Source organism: Streptomyces sp. NPDC111606 (assembly GCF_055656945.1).
This window is the reverse complement of the sequence record NZ_JBVKBY010000033.1, coordinates 1-11,710: the sequence shown is the minus strand read 5'-3', so window position 1 is coordinate 11,710 and position 11,710 is coordinate 1. Positions and strand designations below refer to the sequence as shown.

At 67.2% G+C, this 11,710-nt stretch carries 10 protein-coding genes and 5 pseudogenes; 7 read left to right on the top strand and 8 right to left on the bottom strand.

The annotated features are described in order from the left end of the window. Nucleotides 1–106 precede the first annotated feature (106 nt). A pseudogene (locus ACZ7M7_RS44840) lies at nucleotides 107–235 on the top strand (IS5/IS1182 family transposase); the annotation flags it as partial. 14 nt (nucleotides 236–249) lie between these two features. Here the strand turns inward: ACZ7M7_RS44840 and ACZ7M7_RS44835 are convergent. Beyond that, nucleotides 250–471, bottom strand: a complete 222-nt coding sequence (locus ACZ7M7_RS44835) for a hypothetical protein (RefSeq protein ID WP_472127609.1) — start codon at nucleotides 469–471, stop codon at nucleotides 250–252. A 349-nt stretch (nucleotides 472–820) separates the two neighbouring features. Then, nucleotides 821–2,515 (bottom strand): DUF2637 domain-containing protein, encoded by a 1,695-nt coding sequence (locus ACZ7M7_RS44830; protein WP_472127607.1) that lies wholly within the window; start codon nucleotides 2,513–2,515, stop codon nucleotides 821–823. 715 nt (nucleotides 2,516–3,230) lie between these two features. Between ACZ7M7_RS44830 and ACZ7M7_RS44825 the strand changes: the two genes are divergently transcribed. Further along, on the top strand, nucleotides 3,231–3,509 hold the full coding sequence (locus tag ACZ7M7_RS44825; RefSeq protein ID WP_472127605.1) for a hypothetical protein: 279 nt from the start codon (nucleotides 3,231–3,233) through the stop codon (nucleotides 3,507–3,509). Between the two features lie 602 nt (nucleotides 3,510–4,111). On the opposite strand, the gene ACZ7M7_RS44820 is transcribed toward ACZ7M7_RS44825, so the two are convergent. Together ACZ7M7_RS44820 and ACZ7M7_RS44815 are read right to left on the bottom strand one after the other, a co-directional pair. Then, a complete protein-coding gene (locus tag ACZ7M7_RS44820) occupies nucleotides 4,112–4,594 on the bottom strand; it encodes a hypothetical protein (protein WP_472127613.1) in 483 nt (160 codons plus the stop codon). Then, nucleotides 4,519–5,253 carry a DUF6431 domain-containing protein gene (locus tag ACZ7M7_RS44815; protein WP_472127611.1) on the bottom strand — a complete coding sequence of 245 codons (735 nt, stop codon included), beginning with the start codon at nucleotides 5,251–5,253 and terminating at the stop codon, nucleotides 4,519–4,521. Before ACZ7M7_RS44815 ends, ACZ7M7_RS44820 begins: the two co-directional genes overlap by 76 nt. Before the next feature lie 189 nt (nucleotides 5,254–5,442). Here ACZ7M7_RS44815 and ACZ7M7_RS44810 point away from each other — a divergent pair, with 189 nt between their 5' ends. Next, the gene (locus tag ACZ7M7_RS44810; RefSeq protein WP_472127603.1) at nucleotides 5,443–6,012 is read left to right on the top strand and encodes an SMI1/KNR4 family protein; all 570 of its coding nucleotides are present in this window, start codon (nucleotides 5,443–5,445) and stop codon (nucleotides 6,010–6,012) included. 204 nt (nucleotides 6,013–6,216) lie between these two features. On the opposite strand, the gene ACZ7M7_RS44805 is transcribed toward ACZ7M7_RS44810, so the two are convergent. After that, nucleotides 6,217–6,954, bottom strand: coding sequence for a flavodoxin family protein (locus ACZ7M7_RS44805; protein WP_472127601.1), 738 nt, complete (start codon nucleotides 6,952–6,954; stop codon nucleotides 6,217–6,219). Nucleotides 6,955–7,104: 150 nt separating this feature from the next. On the opposite strand from ACZ7M7_RS44805, the gene ACZ7M7_RS44800 reads away from it, so the two are divergent. Both ACZ7M7_RS44800 and ACZ7M7_RS44795 read left to right on the top strand, forming a co-directional pair. After that, nucleotides 7,105–7,299 carry an NAD-dependent epimerase/dehydratase family protein gene (locus ACZ7M7_RS44800; RefSeq protein ID WP_472127599.1) on the top strand — a complete coding sequence of 65 codons (195 nt, stop codon included), beginning with the start codon at nucleotides 7,105–7,107 and terminating at the stop codon, nucleotides 7,297–7,299. 42 nt (nucleotides 7,300–7,341) lie between these two features. Then, nucleotides 7,342–7,449 (top strand): annotated as a pseudogene (locus ACZ7M7_RS44795) (GNAT family N-acetyltransferase); the annotation flags it as partial. A 47-nt stretch (nucleotides 7,450–7,496) separates the two neighbouring features. On the opposite strand, the pseudogene ACZ7M7_RS44790 reads toward ACZ7M7_RS44795, so the two are convergent. Then, nucleotides 7,497–7,610: pseudogene (locus ACZ7M7_RS44790) on the bottom strand (IS21-like element helper ATPase IstB); the annotation flags it as partial. Between ACZ7M7_RS44790 and ACZ7M7_RS44785 the strand changes: the two are divergent. Both ACZ7M7_RS44785 and ACZ7M7_RS44780 read left to right on the top strand, forming a co-directional pair. After that, nucleotides 7,569–7,787: pseudogene (locus tag ACZ7M7_RS44785) on the top strand (NADP-dependent oxidoreductase); the annotation flags it as partial. The pseudogenes ACZ7M7_RS44790 and ACZ7M7_RS44785 sit on opposite strands and share 42 nt — an antisense overlap. A 422-nt stretch (nucleotides 7,788–8,209) precedes the next feature. Continuing rightward, complete coding sequence (locus ACZ7M7_RS44780; RefSeq protein ID WP_472127597.1) at nucleotides 8,210–8,365, top strand: DUF6131 family protein; 156 nt, start codon at nucleotides 8,210–8,212, stop codon at nucleotides 8,363–8,365. 293 nt (nucleotides 8,366–8,658) lie between these two features. Here the strand turns inward: ACZ7M7_RS44780 and ACZ7M7_RS44775 are convergent. Both ACZ7M7_RS44775 and ACZ7M7_RS44770 read right to left on the bottom strand, forming a co-directional pair. Further along, nucleotides 8,659–10,114: pseudogene (locus ACZ7M7_RS44775) on the bottom strand (FAD-dependent oxidoreductase). An 82-nt stretch (nucleotides 10,115–10,196) separates the two neighbouring features. Then, complete coding sequence (locus ACZ7M7_RS44770; protein WP_472127595.1) at nucleotides 10,197–11,411, bottom strand: polysaccharide pyruvyl transferase family protein; 1,215 nt, start codon at nucleotides 11,409–11,411, stop codon at nucleotides 10,197–10,199. Nucleotides 11,412–11,710: the final 299 nt, after the last annotated feature.

Here is an 11,710-nt window from a genome sequence, read left to right as displayed (position 1 = left end):
AGATACGCGCCGACCTCCACCTCGGCCTGCTCCAACTCGCATGCAGCATCATCTGCTTGAGACGTCTCCGAACCTCATTCTGAAACGATCAGTTACTAGCGCAGAAAACGAAGTCGAGCGGACCGTGAATGCCCTCAAAGCGTCGCGGGCCGTAGCGACCAGGTACGACAAGAGGGCGTATGTTTCCACGGCACTCATCAGCCTCGCTGCGATCCGGCTGTGGCTGCGTTCATGATCGCCGGGTAACCCTTACTCACCGGGATGACTTTGATGCCCGAGCAGGCCGAGCGCCGTCAGCACAGTGACACATAGGGTCATCCAGCCGATGAACGTGCCACCGCCGTACAACACCGCCCCGGACACCGGCGCCCCGGCCTCATGCGAAAGTGCCCCCGCCACCACCGCTACCAGCAGCGACGACACGAATGACAGGAGCGTGAGAAGTACCTGAGCGGAAAAAGTCAGCCTCACCAGTCGATCCCTTCACGAAGGTGGTCGACCAGTCGGCGGGCAGCCTCAGCTCGACCACCGATTGCGATGGCCTGCTGAGGCTCTGCGACGATTAGAGACTCATCGTGCTCATTGCTTGTCGAGAGGAGCACTGTCCCCCATCGGACACGTCGCCAGTGCTCTGCGGCTCTCGAATGAGCCACACGGAGCCTAGCGGGGGGGCGTTGAAGATCGCCACCCTCCGCGACTGGAAGGCTGGCCGGGTCGGCATATGCAGCGAGTGCGACTTCTGGCCGACATATCTCGGCTACGCAAGAGGTTGGCTGCGCACCTGACGGCCGTCAGGTGCGCAGCCAAGCAAGCGGCCCTGCTACTGCTGCGCTTGGGCGTGGTGGTGGGTCAGCGCGTGCCAGCGCCGCTCGAAATCGTCGGCCTGGTCGGCGATGTAGTCGGTCGTAAGTGGCCTGTTGTGCTGCGCACTGATCCCGCGGGATGCGCACTCCTGCGCAATGGCATCGAGAGGCGGAATAGCGGTGCGCACGCGCTGCTCCGCCCAGAGCGTGTAGACGCGGAACGGTAGGAGGTAGCGACGCAAGGTAGAGGGGCTTACGGGCTTTCCACCGCGGCCCTTCATGCCCTTTTCGGCAAGGTAGGCAGAAAGCTGCTCCGCCTTGGGCTCTTCTCCATAATCGGTTTGGAAGTCCGTCCAGGCCAGGTAATACCGGTCCACCGTGGTGAGCGTGGTCGGTTCCGCTGATCCGGGGTTTTCGTCCTGCTGGCTGTCGTCGACGGTGGCGTTCACCCGTGGGCTGCGGGTATCCGTGGCTGCTTGCGCACTAGCGACAGCCGGTTGCGCCTCATCGTCGCCCTCGATGGGCGTGGCTTTCTGGACTGGTTGCCGCTCCCTGGGCACGTCAGGGGAGCCGGCGAGTGGCTGGGGTTCATCGAACTCGCGCTGCTGAAAGCTCTGGACGAAGACCTCAAGGTCTGCCCCGGTGATGGGCAGGCCACCGGCGCTGGTGATCTGATCGCGCTCGTAGACGTAGTCGGCGAGCGCGTCAGCCTCGGGGTAGGCCCCGTGCTGCTGGGCGTACGTGAGCCAGGCGTTGTAGAAGTAGTCACCCCACCCGTCATCCGTACTCTCAGGCTCGCCCTGCACGATCATGTCCGAGCCCTGAGAGTGTCGTTGCCTGATGACCTGTACTAGGGGCGCCAGTTGCTCGGCGGAGAGCGGCTCGCCGGCTGCGGTGGTGATGCCATACTGGTCCTGAAGCCAGCGTGCGAACTGTGCGCTGGTTGGCTCAGTGTTGAAAGCATCGATCCAGGCCCGGTAGGCAAGAGCGAGGCGCCGGTCGCCCTGCCCGGTCTGCACAGCCGGGCCGTTCCCCGCCGGTGCGGTCTCGGACAGGGGGACGCCGTAACGGGCGAGGCGCAGCGGCATCAGCGACTCCACCGGGGCTTTGCGGCGCCAGCCGCGGCCGAACCGGGACCGCAAACTCGCCTGGTAGACGAGGCGTTCCTGCTCCAGCTTGACGACCTGCTCGTAGGAGCGCAGCTCCCACAACTTCATCCGGCGCCACAGCAGGAACGTAGGCAGCGGTGAGAGCACCCAGCGGGTGAGGCGGACACCCTCCATGTGCTTGTCAGCTGTGATGTCGGCGATCCGGCCTATCGCGTGGCGTGCGGCCTCGACCGCAACCACGAACAGGACGGGCATCACGGCATGCATGCCAACGCCTAGAGGGTCGGGCCAAGCAGCGGCACCGTTGAAGGCGATCGTCGCGGCCGTCAGCAGCCAGGCCGTCTGACGTAGCAGCGGGAACGGGATACGAATCCACGTCAGCAGAAGGTCCAGTGCCAGCAGGACGCAGATACCGGCATCGATGCCAATCGGGAAGACGTAGGAGAAGTCCCCAAAGCCCTTCTTGAGTGCCAGTTCGCGGACGGCAGCGTAGGAACCGGCAAACCCGATCCCGGCGATGATCACCGCACCTGCCACGACGACGCCGATCAGTATCCGATGTGCCCGGGCCAGCCGAGGTGCCTCGCCGTTCCCCGCTGCCACGTTCCACTCCCCCGTCTCTACTGCACACCTGACCACCTCTCACACTTTCATGTCCGCGTCAGGATGCAAGCGGATCGGATGCCGCTCGCGCAGATCCACATAAGCGACGATCGGTGGGCCTGTCTTGTTTCGGCTGGCCAAATCCGACCGGGCCAGCCGACCCACTGGAACGGGCCCGGTTCTCGCCTCATGAGGACCCAGCCTGCTATGGATCGGGGACTGAGGCCTGCAGGAGCCTCGGGGGGCACCGGGTGCGACAAGCCGGTAGGATGCCGGAACTTCAACGCCAGGGTGTCAGCGTCCGCCTGGGCGGGGGTAGGACCTCGTGCCGCATCATCTCCTCGGTGAAGGGCTCCGGTGAGCAACAGCGCCGGGTCCGCGGTGACCCCGACGTCGAGGTCCAAGCCGACCTCCTCCAGGACGAGGCGCGTCTCCTCACCGCGCACCAGCTCAGGGTGTTCGTATCGAACACGAAGGCCAGGCGTGCGAGACTCGCCGACCGCTGGCAAGCTCGCCGCACTCGTCGAGTTGGGACTCAACTGGGCGCGCTGAGGCAGCCCCACGTGAGAACCTGCACCGGGGGTCCGTGCCGGTGACGCACACAGCACGGGCCCCTCCGCTCAGCCCCGAACGATGTTCTGCGCCTGCGGTCAATGGGCCAACGCGCCCCACCAACGGCGATAGTTTGCGGACTCATCCCAGAGAGGCGGGTCCAGTGAGCTTCGACGCAGAACGATCAGCGCGCATCGCAGCCATGCAGGAAACCGCCCGGCCCGTCTGGGAGTCGACCGGCGACACGGACGCACTCCAGCAGTTCCTCAAAGACAACGGGTGCCACGGTGTGGAAGCCGTGTTCGTGACTATGGGGCTCTTGAACTGCGATCTTGCCGAAGCTCAGCGAGCCTTCTTCAACGCCCCATGCAGCGATGCCGAACGCCAGTTCCACAACCAGGCCCTGGCTTTGCTCGTAGAGGCCACCGGCACCGACGCCTGACATCACCGGTGACAGACATAGCCCCTTGACTCGGCCGTTAAGACTCCGCCGACCTCGGTTACTGTCTGGGAGCCCGAGAGCCGGGCGCAGTGAAGGGGAGGCCGCCGCCGTGTCGATACGAGAGAACTTCGACAAGCTCTTCAGGAGGACGGCCGAGGCTCCTGACGGCAAGCCGTTCGCAGTAGAGGGCCCATGCCAATGCTCGAGGCAGTGGCCCGGCTTGGAGACGACGTCGAACGGGCACATGCTCCCGGCTCAGCCTTCCAGCCACTACAGCGTTCTCACGAACCCGGAGATCGGCCCGTTCGTCGCGCGCTGCACGGGTTGCCAGGCTCGCTATCCGCATCCTTGGGTGATCCCACAGGGCGCGCCTATGCCTTTCGACTGGGCTCGTGAGGCTCCGCCGACCGCGTAAGCGCTGACTAGGCTCAATGTGGGAGAGAACCACACTCCTAGGCTGGGAGTGCGGGAGACGGCCACGTGTGTTGAGCGACGCTGATGATGAGCATGAAGGCGACGTGCTGGTTGTCGATGGGATGGGATGAAACGACCCCGGCGGCCGTCAGGCCGCCGGGGTCGTGAACACGGTGTCGGCTACGTGCTCACTCTGTCGCGTGGGTCGCGGTGATCGCGGTGCGGCTGGAGGACTCGTCGACGATGCCTTTCTCCTCGGTGAAGGCGGCGATGAGGGACTGCCAGGCGATCGGCGACCAGCCCTGCGTGGTCCGCAGGATCCGCTGGATCTGCGCGACCGTGCGGGCCGGGTTCTCCTTCTTCAGCGCGGCCGCCAGGTCCATCACCTCCACCGGGGTCCGCGGGGGTGACCTGCCGCTGGGCCGGCACCAGGGCGGGAAACCCTCCCGCGCGGTAGTGGCGGACCAGCGGTGCAGCGTCCCGCGGGCGACCTTCACTTGCCGGCCGAACGGGTCGGTGTGCTCTTTCGCGGCCAGTTCGCAGGCAAGTTTCCCGCGCTGGCGTGTCGTGAGCTTCGTGTCGATCAGGTCCTGGATCAGGCCGTAACGGAACAGGCCCACCTGCCGGGCCCGCTCCGCCCGGCGACGGTCCTCGTCCTCACTCGGTGACATAGGCAACCCACCTCGCGTCTCGAACAGAGCCCGCCGATTCCCCGGCGGACACGATCAAGACTCCCGGCATCTCCAGTTTCCGCCCAGGGGCGGCCCGTGTTGATCAAATAGCGGAAGAAGGCGAGGTCAGAACCCTGCCGCCTATCGCCCGTCCGGCGAACTCCCATGGCGACACAGTGAGCATGTGCGGCCACCTCGTCGTGGCCGCCCCGGTGGGCGGCCACGACCGCCGAGACGGCATCGGCGCGCGTCGACGGCGCCGCATCCGGCATGACTGGGTCATCCGCCAGCGCGACCAGAGCGACGGTGAAGTACCGCCGGATGTCCTCGGCTCGCCCAGCGAACGCCCGCAGCCAGCCACGGACCGTGCCCTCGGCCAGGCCCAGGTGGGCAGCGACTCGGCGGTGGCCCATTCCCAACGCGGCTATCTCCAGTCCTGCCCCGATCACCGCGGCCGCGTCCGCCCGCCGAGGCCAGAACACCTCGTCCAACAGCACGTGCGTGATGCCACAGCCCGAACAGCGCATCCGGCGAGGCCGCAGAAACACCCGGGATCCCAGATCACCCCGGATCTCCCGGAGCCGGGCGTGCCCCCACGGCGCCAGGACCGCCCCACAATGCGGACACGTCAGCCGGCCTGCCCGCAGCTGCTGTTCCACCAGCAGCACGTCCGAGTCCACGATCAGCAGCGACAGCCTCCGCGGCCCACGATGTGCTCGACTCCGAGCACGGACGAAGTACCACCAGCCTGCCCAAACACCAAAGGATCACGTCCCTCAAGACGTCGTTCGTGACGGGATAAGCAGGTCAGTGAAGGCTTGAGATCCTCGCTCTGGCACGCTGTCCCGGTGGACGATCTCATCGGCACTCAAGTACCTCGTCAGCGACTGACTGATCCAGCTTCGGCAGTCGCGGCTTTGGAACAGGCCCTCCCCGGCCTGGCCCGCCACCGACGTACGGCTCCAGCCGGAATCGACTGGGCACGAGTCGAAGAATGTCTGAACACGGAGCTGCCTTCCGACTACAAGCTGCTCGGCGACAGCTACCCCTCCCTGGCCATCGGTGACTTCCTAGGCGTCGGCTTCCCGAACCCCGGGCAGGAGAGGGCATGGGCGGAGGACCCCGAAGACCTTGAGATCCTCGCTGAGTGGTGTGCGGACGCAGAGATGTCCATTCCTCTGCACCCCTTTCCTGCCCCTGGCGGCCTGCTGCCATGGGCGACGTCGAACCAGGGCGACTACTTCCTCTGGAACACCACAGGGTCTGATCCTGACGAGTGGACTGTCACCGTGGCCTCACGCAGTGGCGGATGGTGGCATTACACGGGAGGCGCGGTTCAGTTCCTCGCCGACCTGATCAGCGGAGCTTTGGAACTGTGGCAGTTGCCGTCGGTACGTCCTCACGTCGAGGCCTTCTGAGCGAACAACGAGGCTACGACTCACTCATGTTCACCGTGTCGTCGCACACGAAGAACTGCCCGGGACCCAGTAGCGACCACAGCCCGTGTGCAACGGGAGTGTCGCCGTCACCCCTCTTCATGACCACGCGGACGACGGCTCGACCGGTAGTACGCCCCTGTGCCCCGCCGCTCGGAGGTGAGCAGGCCAGCCTCCTTGAGCGTCTCAGCGGTGTTCGGGGTTGGCCGCGTCGGCACGGCAGCCGGCGTCCCACTCGGAGCGCTGGTTGCCGTGGGCGGGGACGCCGCCCGAGCGCTTGAGCAGTGCTGCCAGGTGCATGAGGTTCCAGGCCATGAAGGCGGTGTTGCGGTTGGTGAAGTCGTTGTCCGGGCCGCCCGAGTCCGGGTCGAGGTACGACGGCCCGGGGCCGGCTGCGCCGATCCAGCCGGCGTCGGCCTGGGGCGGGATCGTGTAGCCGAGGTGCTGGAGGCTGTAAAGGACGTTCATCGCGCAGTGCTTCACGCCGTCCTCGTTTCCGGTGATCAGGCAGCCTCCCACGCGGCCGTAGTAGGCGTACTGGCCATGGGAGTTGAGCAGTGAGGAGCACGCGTAGAGCCGCTCGATGACCTTCTTGGTGACGGAGCTGTTGTCGCCGAGCCAGATCGGGCCGGCCAGGACCAGGATGTCGGCGGCCATCACCTGCTCGTATAGTGCGGGCCACTCGTCGACTGCAAAGCCGTACTCGGTCATGTCCGGATATACGCCAGGGGCCACGTCGTGATCGACGGCCCGGATCTCGGATGTGGTGACCCCGCGCTCCATCATGACCGCCGCACTTTTGTCGATCAATCCCTGGGTGTGGCTGAGGTGCGGGGACGGCTTGAGCGTGCAGTTGATGAACAGGGCAGTGAGGTCGTCGAAGCGGTAGGAGTCGTTCGCGGACGGGGAAGGCGACGTTGCCATGACGGTCTCCCTGGGCGGCGATGAGGGCGCGTACGGCAGCGTCTCGCGAAGGTGCTGTTTTGTCCCCTTCCGACGCGCCTGCGACGTCTTACGGAGTGATGACGTGCCGGGCCGGTCACGGGGGGATCGTCGCGGATCCATCGTGCCCGTGTGCGTGTACTGGTCACCGGCGGCGCCGGGTTCATCGGGTCCCATGTCGTCGAGGTGCTCACAGCGCACGGGCACGAGCCGGTCGGGTACGACGTCCTGGCGGATCCCGGCGCCAATGTACGGGACCCGGCGGCGGTCGCCCGCACGCTGGCCGGTGTCGACGCCGTCTGCCACCAGGCTGATCGGTCTCTGTAACAGGGTCGCCGACGAGGCGGAGTACGTCTCGCGCAACGACCCGTCTTCCTCGCCTATGCGGAGGACACCGTCGCCCGCATCTATGCCCGTTTGGGGTTCCGGCCCGCGGACGTCACCCTTCTGATCGCCAACCAACCCGCACGGTCGTAAGGCCGCAGGTCAGAAACAGGGACAGCCACGAAGGGGCGGTAGTCACATCAGGTCGGGGCGGCCTGTTCGGCTTTGGCCCGGGATAGGGCGAGGCGGTAGGAGTCGGTGCCGGTTTCGATGATCGTGCCGTTGAAGACCAGCCGGTCGACGCACAGGGGCGGCAGAAGGGCGGCTGGCAGGTCGGCTACGGCACCACCGGCCTGACCGTCGGGCAGCGCGTGTGCGGTCTGGCCGACTGGGCGCGCAACGGCTCACTGGCCCAGTACACGGCGGTCGAGGCCCGCAACCTCGCCCCACTCCCGGCCGATGTCGACCATGTCCCGGCCGCCGCGCTGCCCGGCGGACACACGCTGAGCCTGATGACAGAACCGATGCCGGGTGGGCGGTGGCGCGGGACCGACGCAAAGACCACCCTCACGCAAGGCCCAGGACCCCTGTGGTTGTTGGGCGGGGGTCCCGCCGACGCGGTCCGCTGCCTGCGGGACCCCCGCGATCGGGCGGGGCTGAACCACACGCCCTTCATGAACTCTTTGAGGGTGCCTTTCAGCACTGTTCCGTAGGAGGGCTTGGACAGAGTCGTCGGAGTGTCCGGTGCCCACAGTTCCACCTGCTGGTCCGGCCGGGCCTCCAGCGCCGTCATGGTGTCAACCTACCGGCCGGCCTCGAACACTTTCCCAGGTCATAACAGCACGGCCCCGCTTCCCTAACGCGGCGTTGCGGTCCACAGTGAAAGAAGCACCATCGCGCACTGGAGGCCGGCATGCTCCTTCTCGGCATCATCCTGCTCGTAATCGGCTTCGTCACCGGCGTAGCGATCCTGTGGACGATCGGGCTCATCCTCGCGGTCATTGGCGCGGTCCTGTGGATCATGGGCTCCATGGGGCACGCTGTCGCCGGGCGTCGCCACTACTGGTGATCTTCTCTCCGACCAACGCCTCGGCGACGTGCCAGCCGCCGGACCTGAGTGAAGCAGGCTGCTCGGCCGCGAAGCCGACCAGTCATGACAGGCGGCTGCGACCTGCTGCGCGTGCTGACGCGTTTCGCCGTCATGGCGTGCCCTTGGTGGACGCGAGATCTGTTCCCAATGATCACAGGCCGTAATGAACCGTCAGTCGCATCCTGGCCAGCCGCCGTCCGCGGCACACAGATGCCCTCGCGGATCAGCGGGCTGAGGACCTTGAGCGCGCCGGAAGCAATCGTGCCCCTGCATCAGCGGTGCCGAGGCACGTGCTCACGAGGCTCCAGGCGCAGATGGGCGCCTTGGCGTTTCAGGGCACGCTGGACGAGGTGGTGGGGCACCTCGCGGGGGGTGCGGGATAGGCGGACGGACAGCGCGGCGCAGACTCCGGCCGCCTGGCCCGTCGCCATCGCAATGGGCATGACGCGGTAGGAGGAGTGCGCCACGTGCGAGCCGGAGATGCAGCGTCCGGCGACCAGCAGGCGGTCCGTGTCGCTGGGCAGCAGGCAGCGCAGCGGTATGTCGTAGAAGTGCCCGCGCGGGACGCGCTTGAGGACGGTGCCGCTGCCCCTGGGGTTGTGTATGTCGACGGGGTAGGCGCCGTGCGATGGCGTCGGGGAACGGACGTGCCGTGAGGATGTCGTGTCCGGTCAGGTGGTAATCGCCAAGGATGCGGCGGGTCTCGCGTACGCCGATCTGGAGGCCGCTCTGTGCCACGTACGACTCCTGAAAGCCCGGCACGCGGTGGCGCAGGAAGCGGTCGATCTGTGCCAGTTGGCGGCGCGCGGTGTACTCGGCGCGGCTGAGGTCCCACACGTCGGTGCCGAGCGCCCGGGTGACGCGCGTGCTGTTGACGCTGACCTCGCGGGGGTGCGGGGTGGCGAAGAAGAGGATGTCCTCGCGTGGCAGGCGCAGTTCGCCCGCCTCGGTGGCCTCCTCGACGAGGTCCCACAGCCCGTGCACGCCGCGCCACTGGTCCGGGTGGTCCTTGACGTACTCGGAGAACACGGGTTGCAGGAAGTCGACGACGCGGAACATGAGCGTCATCGGCTGCACCAGCCCGTCTTCAGGTCGCCAGATCTCGTACCGTGCCCCGGCGGCCGCTGCGATGTCGCCGTCCCCCGTGGCGTCAACGATGACGGCGGCGTCGATCACCACCGGACCCGACTTGGTCTCGAAGACCACCCGCCAGCCGTCGTCGAGGGGCAGCGCGGCGGACGCGAAGGAGTGGAACAACATGCGCGCGCCCGCCTCGTCGAGCAGGTCGAGAAGGACCAGCTTGTAGGTCTCCGGGTCGAAGGGGACGGTGTAGCCGGTGTCGGGGGACGGCGGAATGCAGCCGCCGCGTGCGGTGAGACGGTCCAGCAGGAGCCAGAGGAAGCCGGCCACCACCGGTTCGACCTGCCCGTGGTCGCTGGGCAGCAGGCGGCTGCTGTGGCCGCCCTTGTCGAACACCGCCTGCTTCTGCTCGTTATGGAAGGACATCAGTGGCATCACCAGCGCCACGGTGGCGTTGCCGCCGAGGAAGCCGTAGCGCTCCACGAGCACGACCTCGGCGCCGGCGTCGGCCGCCGCATAGGCCGCGGCGGTACCGGCCGGGGCCGCCACCGACGACCAGGACGTCCGTGCGACCGCCGTGCCGGGCCGACCGCGGGGGCAAGGTGACACTCTGGGCGGGCAGGGGTGGTTGCAGTATGGGCATTGCATCTTCCCGTCGGATCGGTGCGGTCGCGGACAGCACGCTCCTTGGCCGGCGCCTGCGGCGCCACTGGGCCACGGGGGCGAGGATTCACGGGTGCGATAGAGACACGCCGCCATGCAGATGGAGGTCCGCCGTTCGCCGAGGTGCCGTCGCGCCGCCGTCGATGGAGTCCAGGAGCCCGCCGCAGCGGGCGCAGGTTTCCCGGGCCAGTGCCTGCAGTTGCCGTACCCGCGTGGTCAGGTCCTGCTGCCGCTGGGGAAATTCGTCCCAGAGCCGATCCACCTCCGCGAGCAGCAGTCCGGCCTGCTCCCGTGCCACGCCGACCAGTGCGGGCACGCCGGTGCGGCGGGCGAAGTCGAAGACCTTGCCGGAGTACGGCAGCGGCAGCACGGGTAGCCCGGCCAGCGCGGCGAAGATCACGACGTGCAGCCGCATCCCGACGACCATGTCCAGATGACTCATGAAGCCGAGGATCTCGCCGGGGCTGTAGGGGTTGTGCAGGATGCGGCCCAGGTCGGGGGCGCTCATCCGGGACAGCACGCCGTGGGCGTGGCGGACGTCCTGGAGTTCCATCGGCACGAAGACCACGTGCGCCTCCAGGCGCCGCGCGAGGAACTCGGCGACGTCGGCGATCAGCGCGTGATAGTCGGCCTCGTCGAGTTTCTCCGCCGCCCGGCCGGGCTCACGCACGGACATCCCGACCAGTCGGGTGCCGGTGGGCAGGCCCTCGTGCCGGATCATCTCCTCGGTGAAGGGCTCCGGTGTGAGCAGCAACGCCGGGTCCGCGGTGACCGCGAGGTCGACGTCCACGCCGACCTCCTCCAGCACGAGGCGCGTCTCCTCATCGCGCACCACGACGTCCGTCATCTGCGGCAGCACGGTGCGCACCGCCTCCCGGTCGTCCGCCTCGCGCAGCGGGCCCGCGCCGATCGCGTAGGCGAAGGTGGGCACGCCGCGTTCGTGCGCCGCATTGACCAGCCGCAGATAGCGCCGCGCCTCACCGTCGTAGAGCATTCCGCCGCCGCCCAGCACCAGCAGGTCCAGACCGCCGAGCGCGTCCAGGACGGGCTTTTGCGGGACGCCCTCCCAGTCGATCACCTCGTCGGCCTGGGACTGGTGGGATCGGGTGTGCTCGGCGTTCCGGCTGAAGACGACGAGCCGGGCGTTCGGCCGGTGGGCACGCAGGCAGCTCAGGACGCACTGCAGAATCGCTTCATCGCCAGTGTTCCGCCCGCCGTACGAGCCGAGCAGACCGATCCGAAGCGAGGACGGGACGGTCGACGGGTGCGGGTTGATCGTCATCCGGAACTCCCCGTTCGAGAAGAGCAAGCCTGAAGCCCACAAGATGTAGTGCCTGCACGACGCCGGAAGCGACCGCCACGGCAGTGGGCAGAAGTGCCGTCTGGCAGTTCCTCCGAACGAGCTTGGCGTCGAGCATGCGGTGCCGGGCCATGTGCCGCTACGGATCGCCACTCCGACAGACTGCACCGCCTTGGACAGTGCCTTACTGATCGTTTCAGAATGAAGTTCGCTGTGGGGCTTGGCAGTTGGGTGTTGTGTCGGCAGGATCTGTCATGTGTCCGCTGAGCTTGTGCCTGATG